Source organism: Saccharopolyspora soli, assembly GCF_022678645.1.
Classification (GTDB): domain Bacteria; phylum Actinomycetota; class Actinomycetes; order Mycobacteriales; family Pseudonocardiaceae; genus Saccharopolyspora; species Saccharopolyspora soli.
Genome location: NZ_JALBWV010000017.1, coordinates 27,753 through 44,765, shown reverse-complemented (window position 1 = coordinate 44,765; position 17,013 = coordinate 27,753). Strand labels below are relative to the sequence as shown.

Genomic DNA, 17,013 nt, shown 5'->3' with positions numbered 1-17,013 from the left:
ACGTGAGTACCGAATCCACCGCGGAGATCGACGTTCGCCGGTCCGTGACCGTACCGCTGAGCCCCGAGCCGACGTTCGAACTGTTCACCGCCCGGATGACCGAGTTCTGGCCAGCGGAGCATTCCATCGGCGCCGCCGACCTCGCGGAGGTCGTCGTCGAACCCCGAGTCGGCGGGCGCTGGTTCGAGCGGGGCGTGGACGGCTCCGAATGCGACTGGGGGCGGGTGGCGGTGTGGGAGCCACCGCGCGGGGTGGTGCTGCTCTGGCAGATCAGCGCGCAGTGGCAGTTCGACCCGGACCTGGAAACGGAAGTCGAGGTGACCTTCACCGAGGTGTCGCCCGGACGCACCCGCCTGGACCTTCGGCACCGCCACCTGGAGCGCTACGGCGATCAGGCCGAGGCGTTCCGCGCGATCTTCGACTCGCCCGGCGGCTGGGAAGACACCCTTGCCCGGTTCGCCGCACTGGCCGCACCCGGCTCCGAGTAGGCAAGGATTTCGCCGCTCGCAACGCAATCCACTAGCTGAAGCCGACCAGGGCGTGCACGGCGGTGAAGCCCAGGAACGCCGCGCCGACCGCCGCGATGACGCTGACCACCACGTTCAGGACCGCGTAGAAGTACGCGTGTTCTTCGACCAGGCGGAGGGTTTCGTAGCTGAAGGTGCTGTAGGTGGTCAGGGCTCCGCAGAAGCCGACGCCGATCAGCGCCATCGCGGGTTCGGGCAGCGCCGTTCCGGCCCCGGCGAGGCAGCCGAGCAGCAGCGAACCGGCGAGGTTGACCATGAGGGTTCCCCAGGGGAACACGCTGTCGTGGCGGCGTTGCACCGCTCGGTCGGTGAGGTAGCGCAAAGGCGCGCCGATCACCGCCCCGACGAAGACGAGCACAGCGGTCACGACGGGCGACTCCTCGTGTAGCGGATGGCGTGGACCTCATCGAGCAGCACGGTGCCCTCGCTGACGAGTTCGTCGAGTTCGGGCAGGAAGGCGCGGATGCGGTCGTCGGCATCGACGATGACCACCAGGATGGGCAGGCTCTCGGCGAGGTCGAGCAGCCGATTCGTGTGCACCATCGAGTGGGTTCCGTAGCCTTCGCTGCCGCGCAGCACGGTGGCCCCGGCAAGACCCGCTTCTCGGGCTCGCCGGACGATCTCGTGGTAGAGCGGCTTGTGGTGCCAGGTGTCGTCCGCGCCGATGAAGATCGACAACCGCGTCGCGGAGCTGGCGTGCTTCATTCCCGATCACCTCCTGCCGGGCGGCGAGTAGCCCACCGGGTCAGCCAGACGCCGAGGATCACGGCGAGCAGTGCCCCGAGCAGGGTTCCGGCGAGGTAGCCGGAGGCGATGCCGACCGAGCCGGGTCGCAGCAGCCCGTGGAATTCGACGGCGTAGGTGGAGAACGTGGTGAATCCACCGAGGAATCCGACCCCGATGAACGGCCGCAGCAACCGGTGCGCGGGCCACACGTCGATGATCAGGACCATCAGCACGCCGATGAGGAAACAGCCGAGGACGTTGGTCCAGAACGTGGCCCACGGAAAGTGGCCCGGTGCGGTCGGCAGGAGCTGGGAGATCCCGTAGCGGGCGAGCGCACCGAGGCCACCGCCGAGCGAGATGACTCCGAGCACCGGCAGGTGGTTGCGAACGAGTTCGCGCCGCTGGGCGTTCACGCGGAGATCCACGTCCGGGTCGATGGGTCCGGCAACTTCGGCATCACTGGTCACGCGCGTCTCCCTACCGCAGCCCGACATCGGTCAGGTCGAGTAGGGACTGTTGGCGGCAATACCGCGGTTCTCCGCTGCGCGGATCGGTGAGCCCCACCACCGGACTCCAGCCTACCGGCCATGACGTCCGCCGCCGACGCGATTGTGGGCAGGACCATCTCGGTCCACGTGCCAGGAAGGCCCTTGCCCTGCACCGTCGGCAGCGGGACAGTGGATCCGGCGATAAAGCTCGCCAGCCCGCGGAGGGCCGGACGATGTCCCACATCCAAGTCATGCTGCGCTGCTCGGTAGTGGTGTTCTTCAACGACCGCGTGCTGCTGCTACGACGCCGCGACCAGAACGACTGGGCGCTGCCCGGCGGCACGCCGCGTCCCGGAGAAGATCTGCTCGCTTGCGTGCACCGCGAGTTGCGCGAAGAAACCGGCATGCTCATCGACCCCGGCACCTGTGCGCTCATCGTCGAAACGGTGCACCCGCACCACGAACGCCTCATCGACCTGGTGTTCCGCTCGCCCGAACGACCGGCTGGCCAACCCCGCTCCAGCGAAGACGGCCTGCGTCCGGAACTCGTACCGCTGAACGCGCTGGACGGGCTCGAAATGCATCCGCCGGTGGCGACCCACCTCAAGATCCTCCACGCCCAGCCGCACCCGTGCGCACCGACCTACGTGCGCTACGACTGGAGCGAGACCACACCAACCCCCACGTGAAGACACCCCGATGGCGCGGTGCTGATCATTACGCCTGGTCAGGGGCCGTGAGTGGCAAAACCGGATAGAACCGGCTTTGCCACTCACGACCCCGTCGCCCTAGCGCTCGAAACGCCCAGCCTTGATCGCGGTGACGAATAACCGCCACTGGTGGGCCGACGTCGTGAAGTACCCAGCGGCCCGGTCCTTCGAGTCCCGCACCGCCGCACCGTAACTGGCGGGGGCGACCTCGATGCACGCAGTCTCTTGCTGCGAGTAGCTGGACTTTCGCCAAGCGCCCTCGATGCGGCCGACCTCGACACACGTGGTCTTCTGCTGAGATCGGGAAGACTTCCGCCAGCCTGTTGGCTCCGGTAAGAACATCAGTCGAGCTCTCTTTCGATAGCCTCTACACGGCGTGTGATGAGCTCCTTCGAATCCTCCTGACTCATCGCACGTTGCCGAAGGTTAGCTACAGCCTCGCGGTAGTCGTTGACATCCTTCACATTCCGCAGGAACGCGGATGTTCGGAAATGCTCCAAGTGCACGATCGGTCGCTGATCGTCGAACTCGAACAGGATGAACGGCCCAGCATGGGCGGAGTGCCATGTCGTGGCTCCAGAAGGAAGGATCTGGACAGTTACGTTACTGCGCTCTGAGATCTTGAGGAGATGCCGCAGTTGATCGGCCATCACCTGCGGCCCACCGATCTTCTCCTGCAACGCCGCCTCGGCAATGAGCGCCACGAGGTGCGGACCGTCTTCCTTGTCAAGGATTTCCCGGCGGCTGAGCCGAAACGCAACGCGGGTTTCAAGCCGATCAGCTGGCAGAGTGGCCATTACCTCGCGCATGTACTCGCGCGTCTGCAATAGCCCCGGAAACACAAGGATGCCCACTTCCGTGATCTGGGTTGCGGTGCGCTCGAACTCAATCAAAGTGGCAAGTTCTTCGCGAATCCCAGGGACTCCCGACGTCAGCCAGTTGGGATCATGAACAGTACGTGCCATCTTGACGATGCGTTCCTTCTCGGCACCAGTCACTCCCAGTGCTGTCAGAAGACTGGCAGCGTCCTCCGGAGACGGTGGCTTGACACCCGACTCGTAACGCCAAATCGTCGTGTGGCCCACCCCCAGGCGTCGTCCCAACTCGCGAACACCCAGCTCTGCGTCTTCGCGAAGTTGCCGCAGCTCAGCTCCCAGTACGCGAGCACGCGGATTGGTCTTTGCGGTTCGAGCCATGAACCGATCCTAACGATCAAAGAACCAGGCAATACCCCTCGACTAGGTGATTGCAAGCGTGGTCCAACATCGACATAGTGGTTCCAGGAACCAGTGATCAGTTCTTGGAACCACTAGAGTCGATGGGGGTCACGACATGTATGCGTTTCATTGGGTGCCTGCTGATGGGCAGCGGCATGCGAGCACTGACGAACGGCCTTGCGGCTGCTCTTATCCCACCGGCACTCAGGTCATGACCTTGTGCTGGCGGGAGGTCGTCGCCGACAACAGCGAACTGGCTTGGTTGTGGGCGACCTGTCCCGACTGCGACATCGAGGTTCGGCGGCTTGCCGGTGTTGCTCGGTCATGAGCGCCGAAACCGCCGGGTTGGCCGTGTTCCTTCGTCGGACTCAATGGGTGCTCGACGACCTCGCCTTCCGGGTGGGCGCGGGGCACCTCGATCCGCAGGAGATCGACGAGACCTCCGCCGCCCTCGAACAAGTCGTCTTGCTGCTGCGGGAGAAACGCCCGCCCACCGTCATCGACCAGTCGGAGAGGACCGCGTGATGCACCCGGCATGGACGACTCTCGCCTGCCTGTTGTCGCTGCTGACCGGGATGATCCTCATGCACGCCTACCGCAGACGTCTGCCCCAGCACGCCGGGGCGGGTGAAGGCGCGACGAACGTGTGGCAACTGATCGAACACGTGGAAGCCGAGGCCAAAGCCGCGAAACGCACCGGACGGCACCACCTGTGCGAGCCCGCCGATCATTCCACATCGGACATGGCGCCACCCGAAGCTCCACCACTGGAACTCCAACAGCGCGTCCTGGAATCCCTGCGACGCCTCTGAGAGCTGACTGGAACTGCGCAGCTGCGGCCACGCACAGCCGCTTCCAAGACGAGCTCCGCGAGCCCGGCTCGATGCCAATCCCCCGACTCCCAGGCATCGAGCCGCGCGGCCGGGCGGTGCACCGCCCCTCCCCGGCATCGCCCGGCCGCACCCCGGCAAACCGACTCCAGACTTTGATCGAACATCTCTGTTCCCTGGAATGTTGACCGCTCGCGCCGCCGAACCCTATGATTTCACGGTACGAACTTGTGCATTGAAATCAAGACCGAGGTCGCCGTTCGACGAAGGAGCGTCATCGTGTCCGATGCGTACCCCCTCGCCACCGAGCCCGAAGGAATCGTCGCGGCACTGCTGGCGCGGTTCAACTCCGGCGAAGTCAACGCGATGATGGGCCTCTACGCGCCAGGGGCGGTCTTCATCACCGAGGCTGGCGAGACCCTGACCGAGCAGGACCAGATCGCCGAGGAACTAAAGGGTTTCCTCAGCCTGGGCCTGCCGATGGTCGCGACCGCGCGGCACCTGTTCGTCGCCGACGACATCGTGCAGATCGTGCTCGACTGGTCACTGGACGGCATCGGCCCGGACGGGGCACACCTGCACCTGGGGGGCGTGGCGAGCGACATCGCGCGTCGTGGCGCTGACGGGTACTGGCGGTATCTCATCGACAACCCGTACGGGACGCAGGTCCGCACGGGAGGCTGACTCCGCGACCTGGCCGGGTACCGTAGGCCCGGAGTGGAAGGCGGGGTGATCATGGCCAGGGTGAGCCGCAAGTACGAGCTCCGGCAGCGTGCTGACGCGATGGAGGCGACGCGTCAGCGGATCACCGATGCGACGATCGAACTGCACGGCACCGTGGGCCCCGCGCACACGACCATCGCCGCGATCGCCGCACGGGCCGGGGTCCAGCGGCACACCGTGTACCGGCACTTCCCCACCGACGACGACCTGTTCGCCGCCTGCTCCACCCGGTACTGGGCGGAGCACCCGTGGCCCGATCCCGCGACCTGGAAGTCGATCGACTCGGCGGACGAGCGGCTCGCGACCGCGTTGGACGAGCTCTACGCGTTCTATTCCACCGTGGCAACAATGTTGGCAAACGCCCTGCGCGACGCCGAAACCGTGCCCGTCGTCCGCCAGGCCCTCGCCACCTACCACGCGTACCTGGACGAGGTGGCGCGAGTGCTCGCCCAGCCCTTCCGGGCGAGGGGCGCACGCGGCAAGCTCGTCGCCGCAGCTGTCCGGCACGCCATCTCGTTCCGGACATGGGAATCACTGGTGCAGCAGAACGGAATCGCTCCGACCACCGCGATCCGGCTCATGACAGCGACGGTCCGGGCCGCCGCGGCCCCGGCACCTGGCAGCTAGCGGCGACCTGACGGAACCCTTGTCCTTGATCTTGTTCTGACGCGCCATGGGAGACGTCGAGGCGCGTGCGCCCCGCAGACGGGTGTCCGACTCCGTCCATTCGCGACAGTCGAAGTGGCAGCGGAGGGTAGTCCTCCCACCGCCGGGTAGGCAAGCGAACGATCCGGTGAATATGACGAGTTCTTGACGACCGTCTTTTTAGTGACATACTCTTTCGAAAGTCCATACGGCGGAGGGATTCCCATGTCGAATCGAACGGATGTCCCGCAGACGCTCACGGTGATGGAGGCGTGCTTCACGCTCGCGCCGGGCATCGAGGACGAGTTCTGGCGGGCCCAGGACCGCTTCGGTCCGGTGGCCGCCGCCGCTCCTGGTTTCCGGGGCGTGATCGGCGGGCCGATCGCCAACTCGTCGTGGCTCTACTTCGGAGGCGTTTTCGACACGCCCGACCACATGGACCAGTGGTACCAGAACAGGCAGCACGGCGCGATGCAGCGCAAAGCCCACAAGACGTGGTTCAACTCCGTCTACATCCGCAAGTGGCGCCTACCGGCTCCCGGCGAGGTGGCGGAGGGTCGCGTGTTCGTCGAGACGTCCATCGCCCGCGGCGAGGCGCTGACCGAGGACGAGGTCGCGGCGACACTGGCGGCGTTGAACGAGTCCTTTCCCGAGTTCGGCCCGCGGCGTTTCGAGACCACCAACGGGAACTTCGAGCCGAACCCGTACCAATTCGTCGGTCCGCTCGAAGAGGCGCCACAACTGGCTCCCGCGCGCTACCTCCTGCTGACCCACTGGAACTCGGCCGAAGCCGCACAGCGCTGGCTGGATTCACCGGCCGCCGCGGCACTCGGCGAGATCGGCGAGGTGGACTCACGGGTCTTCGTACCCCTCTACCACGCCGCAGGGGAGCGCGAGGGGCTGAACGTGGACGGCATGCACCGGGAATGGATCCGCACCGAGAACAACCGATGAACCAAATTCATCAGACACCCACGTATCCCCAATATTGACGCGCGTCGAAGATCGCCTCTACGATGGCGTCGGAAAATTTCACGACACACCATCGTGCAATGAATGACGACCAACGGGGATGACGACGTGACGACGCCGAAGATCGCGATCATCTACTACAGCTCAACAGGCACCCTGCACGGGCTCGCGCAGGAGTACGCCGCGGGTGCCGAGGAGGAGGGCGCGGAAGTACGCGTCCGCCGGGTCGCCGAACTGGCGCCCCCGGAGGCCATCGCGACCAACGAGGCATGGCAGCGGCATCACGATGCCGTGCGCGACGAGCCGACCGCCACCGTCGACGACGTGCTTTGGGCCGACGCGGTCGTTTTCGGCTCGCCGACCCGGTTCGGCAACATCTCCTCGCAGCTCAAGCAGTTCATCGACACCCTCGGCGGCGCGTGGGCGCAGGGCCAGCTCGCGGACAAGGTCTACTCCGGCCTCACCTCCACCGCGACGGCGCACGGCGGACGGGAGTCGACGCTGCTCGCGCTGTACAACACGGTGCACCACTTCGGCGGAATCCTGGTGACGCCGGGATACACCGACCCCATCCAGTTCGCCACGGGAACGCCGTACGGACCGTCGCACGCCGACGGGCAGGGCACCATCCCGATCAGCGACGACACCAAGGCGGCAACCCGCTACGCCGGGCGCCGAATCACCACGGTGACCCGACAACTCCTCGACGGACGCGCAGCCGCCTGACGTTCGGCCGCCACCAACTGGAACGGCGCAGCGCGACAAGGTTTCCGCAGCCAACGTCAGACCACGTCGAACCGCGATGCCGGGGCGGTGCTCCGCCCCCGACACCGCCCCGGCCGCACCCATCGAGTGACAGGTGAGGGGCACCCGTGACCAAGTAACTGGGTCACGGGTGCCCCTCACCTCGTCCTACACCCGGTGTTCGGCGCTTTCCAGGAGTCTGGTGGCGGCGAGCGCCAGCGGGTGGAGCGTGTCGGGATCGCTGCTCGCGTAGCGGTGCAGCTCCGCCTTCATCCGCGGATCCCAGAACAACTTGATGTGCTCGGCGATGATCGCGATCGCTTCCTCCGGCGGCAGGTGGGGGAACTGGACGGCGATCTCGTTGGCCATCCGGACCTGGGGTGAGATGTCAGAGCTCATGATTCGATCAGCACCGGTTCCTGGTTCTCCGCGGCGCGGGTTCGGGTTGACGGGTTGCTGAGCGCGATCTGCACGGCGGTGACCTTGTACTCCGGGCAGTTGGTGGCCCAGTCGGAGTTCTCCGTGGTCACCACGTTCGCCCCGGTGATCGGGTGGTGGAACGTCGTATACACCACCCCGACCGGCATGCGGTCGGAGATCTCCGCGCGCAGCGTCGTGGTGCCGACGCGGCTCGACAGCGTCACCATGTCGCCGCTCTCGACACCGCGCTCCTCGGCGTCGTGCGGGTGAATCTCCAGCACGTCCTCCGGGTGCCACGCCACGTTCGCAGTGCGCCGCGTCTGGGCTCCGACGTTGTACTGGGACAGGATTCGACCAGTGGTGAGGATCAGCGGGAACTTGCGCGTGCTGCGTTCCCGCGTCGCCACGAACGGCGTCAGCACGAACTTGCCCTTGCCGCGCACGAACTTGTCGATGTGCATCACCGGAGTGCCCTCGGGCGCCGCGTCGTTGCACGGCCACTGCACGCTGCCGAGCTTGTCGAGCTTCTCGAACGAGACCCCGGCGAAGGTCGGTGTCACCGACGCGATCTCGTCCATGATCTCGCGCGGGTGGTCGTAGTTCATGTCGTAGCCCATCGCCTGCGCGATCTCGCACGCCACGCGCCACTCGTCCTTGCCCGTCTTCGGCGTCATCACCGGGCGGACGCGGTTGATGCGCCGCTCGGCGTTGGTGAACGTGCCGTCCTTCTCCAGGAACGACGTGCCCGGCAGGAACACGTGCGCGAACTTGGACGTCTCGTTGAGGAACAGGTCCTGCACCACGACGAGCTCCATCGCCGCCAACGCCGCCGAGACGTGCTGGGTGTTCGGGTCGGACTGCGCGATGTCCTCGCCCTGCACGAACAGCCCGCGGAAGCTGCCGTCCACGGCCGCGTCGAACATGTTCGGGATCCGCAGGCCGGGCTCGGGCAGGATCGGCCGGTCCCACAGCGTCTCGAACACCTCGCGCACCGCTTCGTCGGAGACGTGCCGGTAGCCGGACAGCTCGTGCGGGAACGAGCCCATGTCGCACGATCCCTGCACGTTGTTCTGCCCGCGCAGCGGGTTCACGCCGACGCCCTCGCGGCCGATGTTGCCGGTGGCCATCGCGAGGTTGGCCATGCCCATCACCATCGTCGAGCCCTGGCTGTGCTCGGTGACCCCGAGGCCGTAGTAGATCGCGCCGTTGCCCGCCGCCGCGTAGAGCCTGGCCGCCGCGCGCACCTGCTCGGCCGGGACGCCGGTGATCGACTCGGTCTCCTCCGGGCTGTTCTCCGGCCTCGCGATGAACTCGGCCCACGAGTCGAAGTCCTCGCAGCGGTCGTCCACGAAGGACCGGTCGATGAGCCCTTCGGTGACCGCGACGTGCGCGAGCGAGTTCACCATCGCCACGTTGGTGCCCGGCGCGAGCTGGAGGTGGTGCGCGGCCTCGATGTGCGGCGAGCGGACCAGGTCGATGCGCCGCGGGTCGATGACGATGAGCTGCGCGCCTTCCCGCAACCGCCGCTTCATGCGCGAACCGAACACCGGGTGCCCGTCGGTGGGGTTCGCGCCGATCACCACGATCACGTCGGCCTCGGCGACCGAGCGGAAGTCCTGCGTGCCCGCCGAGGTGCCGAAGGTCTGCTTCAGGCCGTACCCGGTCGGCGAGTGGCACACCCGCGCACAGGTGTCGACGTTGTTGTTGCCGAAGGCCGCGCGCACCATCTTCTGCACCACGTAGACCTCTTCGTTGGTGCAGCGCGACGACGTGATGCCACCGATCGCGCCGGTGCCGTGCTCGGCCTGGATGTCGCGGAACCTGTCGGCGACGTAGCGGATCGCCGTTTCCCAGTCGGTCTCGCGCCACTCGTCGGTGATCTTCTCGCGGATCATCGGTTTGAGCTGGCGGTCGGGGTGCGTGGCGTAGCCGAACGCGAAGCGACCCTTGACGCACGAGTGGCCCTCGTTGGCACCGCCGTCCTTGTACGGCACCATCCGCACCAGCTCGTCACCGCGCAGCTCGGCCTTGAAGGAGCACCCGACGCCGCAGTACGCGCACGTGGTGAGCACCGAACGGGTCGGCATGCCGAGGTCGACGACGGACTTCTCCTGCAACGTCGCCGTCGGGCACGCCTGTACGCACGCGCCGCACGACACGCACTCGGAATCCATGAACAGCTCACCCGCGCCGGGCGACACCTTGGACTCGAACCCGCGACCCTCGATGGTCAGCGCGAACGTGCCCTGGACCTCGCCGCAGGCGCGCACGCAGCAGGAGCAGGCGATGCACTTGGAAGCGTCGAAGTCGAAGTAGGGGTTGCTGGTGTCCTTCGGCGCGTCGAGGTGGTTCTCGCCGTCGTAGCCGTAGCGGACCTGGCGCAGACCGACGACACCGGACATGTCCTGCAACTCGCAGTCGCCGTTGGCCGCGCAGGTGAGGCAGTCGAGCGGGTGGTCCGAGATGTAGAGCTCCATGACGCCCTGGCGCAGCTTCTCCAACTTCGGCGTCTGGGTGCGGACCTTCATGCCCTCGGCGACCGGGGTCGTGCAGGACGCCGGAGTGCCTTTGCGCCCGTCGATCTCGACGAGGCACAGACGGCACGAGCCGAACGCCTCAAGGCTGTCGGTCGCGCAGAGCTTTGGGATGTCGGTGCCAGTGCTGGCCGCCGCGCGCATGACCGACGTGCCCTCGGGCACGGTCACGGGCACGCCGTCGATCTCGACGGTCACCGTCGCGGGTCCCGGCTTGGCCGGAGTGCCGAAGTCGTGTTCCTTCAACAGACCCATCGCTACTTCGCCTCCTTCAGGAAGTCTTCGGGGAAGTGCGCGAGCGCACTCTTCACCGGGTTCGGGGTGAGGCCGCCCATCGCGCACAGCGAGCCGTCGGTCATGAGTTCGCAGAGGTCGCCCAGCAGGGCCAAGTTGCCGTCGCGGTCCTCGCCGCCGGTGATCTTGTCGATCACCTCGACGCCGCGCACCGCGCCGACGCGGCACGGCGTGCACTTGCCGCAGGACTCCTCGGCGCAGAATTCGAAGGCGAAGCGGGCCATCGCGGCCATGTCCACGGTGTCGTCGAACACCACGATGCCGCCGTGGCCGAGCATCGCGTCAGCCGCCGCCAGCGCCTCGTAGTCCATCGGCAGGTCGAACTGCGACGGCGACACGTACGAGCCGAGCGGCCCGCCGATCTGCACGGCCCGCACCGGCCTGCCGGAGGCGGTGCCGCCGCCGTAACCGTTGACGAGCTCTTCGATCGTGATGCCGAACGCGGCCTCGAAGATCCCGCCGCGTGCGATGTTCCCGGCCAGTTGGAAGACCTGCGTGCCGCGGGAGCGTTCGACGCCGAGGTCCGCGTAGGCATTGGCACCCTCGGCGAGGATCGTCGGGACGCTGGCCAGTGTGAGCACGTTGTTGACGACGGTCGGCTTGCCGAACAGACCCGTGATCGCGGGGATCGGCGGCTTGGAGCGGACCATTCCGCGCTTGCCCTCCAGGCTCTCCAGCATGGAGGTTTCCTCGCCGCAGATGTACGCGCCGCCGCCCACCCGGACGTGCAGGTCGAACTGGAAACCAGCGCCGAGCACGCTCTCGCCGAGCCAGCCGTGCGCGTACGCGATGTCGATGGCGCGGCGCATCGTGTTCACCGCGTCGGGATATTCGGAGCGGATGTAGATGTAACCCTCGGTCGCGCCAACGGCGTACGCGGCGATCGTCATGCCCTCGATGAGGCAGAACGGGTCGCCTTCCATCAGCATCCGGTCGGCGAAGGTGCCGGAGTCGCCCTCGTCCGCGTTGCAGCACACGAACTTCAGCGGGCCGTCCTCCTTGCGGACGGTGTTCCACTTGATGCCCGCCGGGAAGCCCGCGCCGCCGCGACCGCGCAGGCCGGAGTCGGTGACCTCCTGGACCACGTCGGCGGGGTCGAGCTCGATCGCCTTGCGCAGTCCGGCCATCCCACCGTGGGCCTCGTAGTCCGTTGTGGACAGTGGGTCGGTGATACCGACCCTGGCGAAGCACAGCCGGTGCTGGTCGCGCATCCAGGGCAGTTCGTCGACAACTCCTCGGCACAGCTCGTGGTCCGCGCCCCGCAGCATGCCCGCGGCGAGCAGGTCGGGCACCGCGGCCGGGGTGACGGGGCCGTAGCCGACGCGGCCCCGCTCGGTCTCGACCTCGACCAGTGGCTCAAGCCACAGCATGCCGCGAGATCCGTTGCGCACGACGCGGACCGGTTCGCTCGTCTCGCGCTGGATGGTGGCGGCGACCTCGTCGGCCCCGACCGAGGAGGCGGCCGAGTCGGCGGGAACGTAGACGGTGATCATGCTTTGTCCTCCGCGAGGATCTCGACGAGCCTGCTCCGGTCGACCCGCCCGTAGAGCTTGTTGTTGATCTGCGCGGCGGGGCCGAGCGCGCAGTTGCCCAGGCAGAACACCTGATCCAGCGTCACGGACCGGTCCGGGGTGGTCTCGCCGACCTTGATGCCGAACACCTGCTGCGCGTCCTCGACCAGCTTCTCCGCGCCCACCGACTGGCACGCCTCCGCCCGGCACAGGCGCACGGTGCTGGTGCCCGCGGGATCGGAGCGGAAATCGGAGTAGAAGGTGATGACGCCGTGGACGTCAGCACGGGAGATGTTCAGCTCGGCGGCCAGCACCGGCACCACCTCGGGATCGATGTACCCGAACTCGTCCTGGATGCGATGCAGGATGGGCAACAGCGCCCCCCGCTCTCCCCGATGCGTCTCAACGACAGCACGCACCTGCTCCGCGATCGTCATCACGACTCCACTCCGACGTGTAGATTCGCTCCACATTTGCATCGTGGGAGAGCTGGTTCAACGCGAAACTGCCTATCGCTCGATAGCTGCGAACTATCATGCGTGCACAATCCGACGGAACTCGATAACTCGCCGGACAACACCGCTCCCGCGGGGCAACCGCAGGTCACGGCGGGGGGAATTGGCGTGTTCCAACCGTGATCCCGCGGTAACCACGGGCTAGGTGTCGTGAGTGGCTATGGTCGTTCTAGCGGCCATCGCCACTCACGACCCCTGGGGAGCCACGCACCCTGCGAAGATTGCTGCCCAGGCTGGAAGAGGCTGAATTGGGGAACATTACCCGCACCGCCCCAAAACGCCACGCACTCTCTTTGCAGATTCGATTGCGCCCGTTGAGCACATATCCGCGCCCGCTCATCACTCCGATTCTCCGGTCGAAAGCCGGTGCAGCGCCTCGACTACCGGTGCCGTGCCGTCCTCGGCACGAATCCGCTCCGCCAGCCGCGCGGCGTTCGTCCGGTAGCGCGGCCAGGCGAGCGCCTGTCGGATCGCGTCGCCGAGCCGCTCAGGCGTCAAGTGCTGCATCCGCACCGGTGCTGGTCCCACCCCGAGCGCGACGATCCGCGAGGCCCACAGCGGCTGATCGGCGAACATCGGCACCGCGACGGTCGGCACTCCGGCCCGCAACGCGGCCCCGGTGGTGCCTGCGCCCGCGTGCTGCACCACCGCACTCACCTGCGGGAACAGCCACTCGTGCGGCACCTCTCCGACGGTGAGCACGTCGTCGGCGGGAACCGAAAGCCCGGCCCAACCGCGCTGCACGACCGCCCGCACCCCGGCATGGCGCACGGCGGCACCCACCAACGCGGAAAGCCGCTGCCCGTGCCCGGCGGCCATGCTGCCGAAGCCGATGAACACCGGCGGCGGCCCGGCGGACAAGAAATCCACCAGTTCCTGGGGCGGTGACCAATCCGCCTGGCTGGGTGGCCACCAGTACCCGACCACCGACAGCCCGTCCCGCCAGTCGGCCGGGCGTGGCAGAACCGCCGGGGAGAACCCGTGGAAGATCGGCCACCGCTCGACCCGCTGCTCCGCCAACGTCTGCAGAGGGCCGATGCGCGGCAACCTGAGTTCCGCGCGCAATTCGTTCACCACGCGGTTGAGCGGGAAAAGCGACGCCAACGCCATGTGGCCCAACGTCCGGTTCGCGCGCTGCCCGATGGACCGCGCGGTGTGGAACAGGATCGGCGGGAAGTCCCCGGAAGGTTCGATGGGTTGCAGGTAGACACCCATGCTCGGGATGCCCAAACCCTTGGCGACGTGATAGCCGAACGGCACGGTCCCGCATTGCAACAGCACGTCAGCGCCCTGCTTGGCCACATCCAGCACACCGCGTCCGACGTCGGTGAAGTAGCGCGTGGTCTGCTTGATGCGCTGTGCCATGAACCTCGGCGAGAGGCTGCTGTCAGGTGCATGCGAGACGAGATCCGCCAGCTCGCCGGGAATCTCGCGGAACTCCAACCCGTTCTCGCGCACCAGCTCGCCGAACGGCCGGTGCGCGGCAACCGCGACCGAATGCCCGGCGTCCCGAATCCGCTGCCCCAGCCCGACATACGGCGCGACGTCCCCACGCGACCCGGCAGCGATGATCAGAACTCTCACATGGCCCAGTATGGGGTCGTGAGTGCGGAAGCGGGCTCCAACCCGGTCAAGCACTCACGACCTGGCGGTCCATCCGGGCCGGTCGCGTACCGGCGACCTAGCCGAGGCTGTCGATCAGCAGGTCGAGGCGGGCCTTGTGGTGGCTGGTGCGGAGTCGGTCGGCGCGGGTGAGGACAGCCAACCCGTGCAGGGCGCTCCAGAAGACTTCGGCGAGGGTTTCCGGGTCGCGGTCCCTGGCCACCGGTTCGAGCACCGCGAGGAATTCACCGAACGCCTCCCGAAGCGCGGCGGGCGAATCCGCGGTGCCGAACGGGATGTCGGTGGGGCGCACGAACATCGCCTCGTAGAGCGCAGGCCGGTTCCGGGCGAAGCCCAGGTAGGCGTCGGCCAGCGCGCGCAGGGCGGCTTTGGGCGCACGACGACTCGTGCGAGCCCGGCGGAGCTCGACGGCGAGTTCCCCGATGCCTTCGATGGCCACCGCGGCGACGATCGCGTCCTTGCCGTTGAAGTGGCTGTACAGCACCGGTTGGCTGTATTCGACCCGGTCCGCCAACCGCCGCGTGGTGACCGCGTCCCAGCCTTCAGCCTCGGCCAGCTCCCGCGCCGCCTCGATGATCAACCGGTGGCGTTCGGCCCGCTCCCGTTCCTTGCGTTCTTTCACAGACATGAGCGGATCCTAGCACTGCTAGACAACCAATCATCGCTACTGCTAGCGTCGCTAGCGCACAGATCGGCGCTAGAAACTGGAGGTAGTGATGTCGTTGCGGCGCTTCAACACCGGATTGACCGTCCTGCTCGGGCTCTTCGTGGTCTCGTTCGGCGTGCGTTTCCTGGTCGACCCGCACGGAGCGGCGGCGGGCTTCGGCATCCCCAACTGGCCGCAGGGCGACGCGGCGGGCTACTTCGTCGTCAAGGGCGTTCGCGACCTGGTCTGCGCGATCGTGCTCTTCATCCTGCTCGCGCTGCGCCAACGGCGGGCCTTGGGCTGGGTAATGCTCGCCGACGCGATCATCCCGTTCGGCGACGCCATCGCCGTCCTGACCCATGGAGGCACGATGGCCGCCGCACTGGGCATCCACGCGGCCACGGGCGCGGTCGTGATCGTGGCGGCCGTGCTCCTGCTCCGCGAACGACCGCTGCCCAACACCGCCGCGACGAATCCGAACCCGTCGGTCCAGCCCGCAGTTCGCTGAAGCCACCGCGGCCTCCGGGCGTCAGCGGCGAATTGCGGGGGCATCATGGGCCAAATCCCCTTCGCGCTGTGGTGTTCGGTCGATTCGGCGGAGCAGGAGCGGGGTGGCCAGGATGACGAGTCCGGCGATCGCGATCGCGGCGCGAGGGCTGGTGATGCTGGCCAGCAATCCCCACAGGGCAGTCAGTGCCGCGATGGTCGCGTTGCTGGTGATCGACCACGCGGCCAGGGTGCGGGCGATCCGGCCCGCTTCGATCCGGTTGAGCCGGTAGGTGGCGAACACCGGGTTGAACACGCCCACCGAGGTGACCAAGCCGAGTTGCACGGCGATGACGAGCACCAGCCCGCCAGCGCCGGGGCTGACGAAGGCCAACCCGAGCGACCAGCAGGAGCGCAGCGCCCCGGCGACGAGCATGACCTTGTGCTGTCCGAACCGAGCGACGAGTCGGGGAGCCAGTCGTGCGCCGATGAGGCCGCCGACGCAGGGGGCGCCGAACGCGAGGCCATACTGCCAGGGCGCGAACCCGAGGCTGCCGAGCATGAGGACGGCGACCAGCGGTGCCGTCGCCATGATCAGGCCGTTGACCAGGATCGTGTTGAGGAACAGCGGGCGCAGCGCCGGGTGGGTCAGGATGTACCGCCACGCTCCGAGCAGGTCACCGGCTCGAAGTCGTGGCGCGCCCCGCTCGGGATGCGGCTCATTCCCGCCGATCGCGCGGATCCCGGCTGCCGAGAGCAGATAGCTGACCGCGTTGGCCGCCACGGTGGTCACCGGACCGAACAACCCGATCAGCGCCCCGCCGAGCGGCGGCCCGAGCGCGGTGGCGGTCCACGTCGTGGACTCGAACCGGCCGTTGGCGATGAGCAGGTCTTCCGGCCGGACGAGCGCTTTCAGGCATGCGCCGCTGGCCGCCTTGAAAGCGATGTCGGCCGCGCCGACGATGATCGACACGACCAGGAGTTGGGCGAAGCTGAGCCAGCCGAGCGCGAAGGCGGCGGGAACGCTCAGCACCGCCGCGAACCGGATCAGGTCCATCGCGACCATCACCGGCCGCTTGCGGCGGAACTCCACCCACGGCCCCAGCGGCACCGCCAGCACCGCCCCCACCGCCATGCCCGCTGCCGCCAGCACGGACACCTCGGCTGGCCCGGCGTGCAGCACCAGGATCGCGATCAAGGCGAACGCGTCGAACGCCAAGAACGTACCTAAAGTGCTGACCGCATACGCCGACCAGAGCCACCCGAACCGCCGCCCCAACGACCGCCTTCTCACCGCACCCCGCCTCAACCGAACAACGCCACGTTGACCAGCGATATCAAAGCGAGCAGCACACCAGCAGGTCAAACAACCGATCAGTCGGCGAGCCACAACGATCAGTTG

22 protein-coding genes are annotated in these 17,013 nt (G+C 67.4%); 10 read left to right on the top strand and 12 right to left on the bottom strand.

The window, feature by feature from the left end; genetic code table 11:
- The first annotated feature begins 2 nt into the window (after positions 1-2).
- The gene (locus tag MOQ72_RS15105) at positions 3-488 is read left to right on the top strand and encodes an SRPBCC family protein (RefSeq protein ID WP_242184146.1); all 486 of its coding nucleotides are present in this window, start codon (positions 3-5) and stop codon (positions 486-488) included.
- A 31-nt stretch (positions 489-519) separates the two neighbouring features.
- Here the strand turns inward: MOQ72_RS15105 and crcB (MOQ72_RS15100) are convergent, their stop codons facing one another.
- Genes crcB (MOQ72_RS15100) through crcB (MOQ72_RS15090) form a run of 3 tightly spaced genes read right to left on the bottom strand, consistent with a single transcriptional unit; the run spans position 520 to position 1,720 of the window.
- Positions 520-894 (bottom strand): fluoride efflux transporter CrcB, encoded by a 375-nt coding sequence (gene crcB, locus MOQ72_RS15100; RefSeq protein ID WP_242184145.1) that lies wholly within the window; start codon positions 892-894, stop codon positions 520-522.
- The gene (locus tag MOQ72_RS15095) at positions 891-1,232 is read right to left on the bottom strand and encodes a DUF190 domain-containing protein (RefSeq protein ID WP_242184144.1); all 342 of its coding nucleotides are present in this window, start codon (positions 1,230-1,232) and stop codon (positions 891-893) included. The genes crcB (MOQ72_RS15100) and MOQ72_RS15095 overlap by 4 nt, the downstream gene beginning before the upstream one ends.
- Positions 1,229-1,720: a fluoride efflux transporter CrcB gene (crcB, locus tag MOQ72_RS15090; protein ID WP_308197881.1), complete on the bottom strand. Its 492-nt coding sequence runs from the start codon at positions 1,718-1,720 to the stop codon at positions 1,229-1,231. The genes MOQ72_RS15095 and crcB (MOQ72_RS15090) overlap by 4 nt, the downstream gene beginning before the upstream one ends.
- Positions 1,721-1,974: 254 nt before the next feature.
- Between crcB (MOQ72_RS15090) and MOQ72_RS15085 the strand changes: the two genes are divergently transcribed.
- Positions 1,975-2,430 carry an NUDIX domain-containing protein gene (locus MOQ72_RS15085; RefSeq protein WP_242184142.1) on the top strand — a complete coding sequence of 152 codons (456 nt, stop codon included), beginning with the start codon at positions 1,975-1,977 and terminating at the stop codon, positions 2,428-2,430.
- Between the two features lie 99 nt (positions 2,431-2,529).
- Here the strand turns inward: MOQ72_RS15085 and MOQ72_RS15080 are convergent, their stop codons facing one another.
- Positions 2,530-2,793: a DUF397 domain-containing protein gene (locus MOQ72_RS15080; RefSeq protein WP_242184141.1), complete on the bottom strand. Its 264-nt coding sequence runs from the start codon at positions 2,791-2,793 to the stop codon at positions 2,530-2,532.
- On the bottom strand, positions 2,793-3,647 hold the full coding sequence (locus MOQ72_RS15075; protein WP_242184140.1) for a helix-turn-helix domain-containing protein: 855 nt from the start codon (positions 3,645-3,647) through the stop codon (positions 2,793-2,795). The genes MOQ72_RS15080 and MOQ72_RS15075 overlap by 1 nt, the downstream gene beginning before the upstream one ends.
- A 136-nt stretch (positions 3,648-3,783) precedes the next feature.
- Here MOQ72_RS15075 and MOQ72_RS15070 point away from each other — a divergent pair, with 136 nt between their 5' ends.
- The 7 genes from MOQ72_RS15070 to wrbA all read left to right on the top strand — a co-directional run bounded on the left by MOQ72_RS15070 (position 3,784) and on the right by wrbA (position 7,564).
- Positions 3,784-3,996, top strand: a complete 213-nt coding sequence (locus tag MOQ72_RS15070) for an HC3 family zinc finger protein (protein WP_242184139.1) — start codon at positions 3,784-3,786, stop codon at positions 3,994-3,996.
- A complete protein-coding gene (locus tag MOQ72_RS15065; RefSeq protein ID WP_242184138.1) occupies positions 3,993-4,193 on the top strand; it encodes a hypothetical protein in 201 nt (66 codons plus the stop codon). Before MOQ72_RS15070 ends, MOQ72_RS15065 begins: the two co-directional genes overlap by 4 nt.
- Entirely contained in the window at positions 4,190-4,480 is a 291-nt protein-coding gene (locus MOQ72_RS15060; RefSeq protein ID WP_242184137.1) for a hypothetical protein, read from the top strand. The genes MOQ72_RS15065 and MOQ72_RS15060 overlap by 4 nt, the downstream gene beginning before the upstream one ends.
- Positions 4,481-4,777: 297 nt before the next feature.
- Positions 4,778-5,182 (top strand): YybH family protein, encoded by a 405-nt coding sequence (locus MOQ72_RS15055; RefSeq protein ID WP_242184136.1) that lies wholly within the window; start codon positions 4,778-4,780, stop codon positions 5,180-5,182.
- A 51-nt stretch (positions 5,183-5,233) separates the two neighbouring features.
- The gene (locus MOQ72_RS15050; RefSeq protein WP_242184134.1) at positions 5,234-5,848 is read left to right on the top strand and encodes a TetR/AcrR family transcriptional regulator; all 615 of its coding nucleotides are present in this window, start codon (positions 5,234-5,236) and stop codon (positions 5,846-5,848) included.
- A gap of 243 nt (positions 5,849-6,091) precedes the next feature.
- Positions 6,092-6,820, top strand: coding sequence for a hypothetical protein (locus MOQ72_RS15045; RefSeq protein WP_242184133.1), 729 nt, complete (start codon positions 6,092-6,094; stop codon positions 6,818-6,820).
- Positions 6,821-6,922: 102 nt separating this feature from the next.
- Entirely contained in the window at positions 6,923-7,564 is a 642-nt protein-coding gene (wrbA, locus tag MOQ72_RS15040; RefSeq protein ID WP_242184132.1) for an NAD(P)H:quinone oxidoreductase, read from the top strand.
- Positions 7,565-7,750: 186 nt separating this feature from the next.
- Here the strand turns inward: wrbA and MOQ72_RS15035 are convergent, their stop codons facing one another.
- The 6 genes from MOQ72_RS15035 to MOQ72_RS15010 form a co-directional block, all read right to left on the bottom strand.
- Positions 7,751-7,981 (bottom strand): formate dehydrogenase subunit delta, encoded by a 231-nt coding sequence (locus tag MOQ72_RS15035; RefSeq protein WP_242184131.1) that lies wholly within the window; start codon positions 7,979-7,981, stop codon positions 7,751-7,753.
- Positions 7,978-10,791 carry a formate dehydrogenase subunit alpha gene (gene fdhF, locus MOQ72_RS15030; protein ID WP_242184129.1) on the bottom strand — a complete coding sequence of 938 codons (2,814 nt, stop codon included), beginning with the start codon at positions 10,789-10,791 and terminating at the stop codon, positions 7,978-7,980. Before fdhF ends, MOQ72_RS15035 begins: the two co-directional genes overlap by 4 nt.
- Before the next feature lie 2 nt (positions 10,792-10,793).
- Positions 10,794-12,323, bottom strand: coding sequence for a formate dehydrogenase beta subunit (locus tag MOQ72_RS15025; RefSeq protein ID WP_242184128.1), 1,530 nt, complete (start codon positions 12,321-12,323; stop codon positions 10,794-10,796).
- On the bottom strand, positions 12,320-12,778 hold the full coding sequence (locus MOQ72_RS15020; RefSeq protein ID WP_242184127.1) for an NADH-quinone oxidoreductase subunit NuoE family protein: 459 nt from the start codon (positions 12,776-12,778) through the stop codon (positions 12,320-12,322). The genes MOQ72_RS15025 and MOQ72_RS15020 overlap by 4 nt, the downstream gene beginning before the upstream one ends.
- Before the next feature lie 417 nt (positions 12,779-13,195).
- Positions 13,196-14,440, bottom strand: a complete 1,245-nt coding sequence (locus MOQ72_RS15015; protein ID WP_242184126.1) for a glycosyltransferase — start codon at positions 14,438-14,440, stop codon at positions 13,196-13,198.
- A 97-nt stretch (positions 14,441-14,537) separates the two neighbouring features.
- Positions 14,538-15,107 (bottom strand): TetR/AcrR family transcriptional regulator, encoded by a 570-nt coding sequence (locus tag MOQ72_RS15010; RefSeq protein WP_242184125.1) that lies wholly within the window; start codon positions 15,105-15,107, stop codon positions 14,538-14,540.
- 88 nt (positions 15,108-15,195) lie between these two features.
- Here MOQ72_RS15010 and MOQ72_RS15005 point away from each other — a divergent pair, with 88 nt between their 5' ends.
- The gene (locus MOQ72_RS15005) at positions 15,196-15,633 is read left to right on the top strand and encodes a DUF4267 domain-containing protein (protein ID WP_242184124.1); all 438 of its coding nucleotides are present in this window, start codon (positions 15,196-15,198) and stop codon (positions 15,631-15,633) included.
- A gap of 21 nt (positions 15,634-15,654) precedes the next feature.
- Here MOQ72_RS15005 and MOQ72_RS15000 read toward each other — a convergent pair whose 3' ends face one another.
- On the bottom strand, positions 15,655-16,905 hold the full coding sequence (locus MOQ72_RS15000; protein ID WP_242184123.1) for an MFS transporter: 1,251 nt from the start codon (positions 16,903-16,905) through the stop codon (positions 15,655-15,657).
- Positions 16,906-17,013 lie beyond the last annotated feature (108 nt).

Excerpts from the sequence above, each read along its gene's own strand:
- wrbA (WP_242184132.1), top strand. The coding sequence starts at position 6,923 with ATGACGACCAACGGGGATGACGACGTGACGACGCCGAAGATCGCGATC.
- MOQ72_RS15045 (WP_242184133.1), top strand. The coding sequence starts at position 6,092 with ATGTCGAATCGAACGGATGTCCCGCAGACGCTCACGGTGATGGAGGCG.
- MOQ72_RS15085 (WP_242184142.1), top strand. The coding sequence starts at position 1,975 with ATGTCCCACATCCAAGTCATGCTGCGCTGCTCGGTAGTGGTGTTCTTC.
- MOQ72_RS15025 (WP_242184128.1), bottom strand. The coding sequence starts at position 12,323 with ATGATCACCGTCTACGTTCCCGCCGACTCGGCCGCCTCCTCGGTCGGG.
- MOQ72_RS15095 (WP_242184144.1), bottom strand. The coding sequence starts at position 1,232 with ATGAAGCACGCCAGCTCCGCGACGCGGTTGTCGATCTTCATCGGCGCG.
- MOQ72_RS15020 (WP_242184127.1), bottom strand. The coding sequence starts at position 12,778 with ATGACGATCGCGGAGCAGGTGCGTGCTGTCGTTGAGACGCATCGGGGA.
- MOQ72_RS15010 (WP_242184125.1), bottom strand. The coding sequence starts at position 15,107 with ATGTCTGTGAAAGAACGCAAGGAACGGGAGCGGGCCGAACGCCACCGG.
- MOQ72_RS15075 (WP_242184140.1), bottom strand. The coding sequence starts at position 3,647 with ATGGCTCGAACCGCAAAGACCAATCCGCGTGCTCGCGTACTGGGAGCT.
- MOQ72_RS15080 (WP_242184141.1), bottom strand. The coding sequence starts at position 2,793 with ATGTTCTTACCGGAGCCAACAGGCTGGCGGAAGTCTTCCCGATCTCAG.
- MOQ72_RS15035 (WP_242184131.1), bottom strand. The coding sequence starts at position 7,981 with ATGAGCTCTGACATCTCACCCCAGGTCCGGATGGCCAACGAGATCGCC.
- MOQ72_RS15005 (WP_242184124.1), top strand. The coding sequence starts at position 15,196 with ATGTCGTTGCGGCGCTTCAACACCGGATTGACCGTCCTGCTCGGGCTC.
- MOQ72_RS15070 (WP_242184139.1), top strand. The coding sequence starts at position 3,784 with ATGTATGCGTTTCATTGGGTGCCTGCTGATGGGCAGCGGCATGCGAGC.
- fdhF (WP_242184129.1), bottom strand. The coding sequence starts at position 10,791 with ATGGGTCTGTTGAAGGAACACGACTTCGGCACTCCGGCCAAGCCGGGA.
- MOQ72_RS15065 (WP_242184138.1), top strand. The coding sequence starts at position 3,993 with ATGAGCGCCGAAACCGCCGGGTTGGCCGTGTTCCTTCGTCGGACTCAA.
- MOQ72_RS15050 (WP_242184134.1), top strand. The coding sequence starts at position 5,234 with ATGGCCAGGGTGAGCCGCAAGTACGAGCTCCGGCAGCGTGCTGACGCG.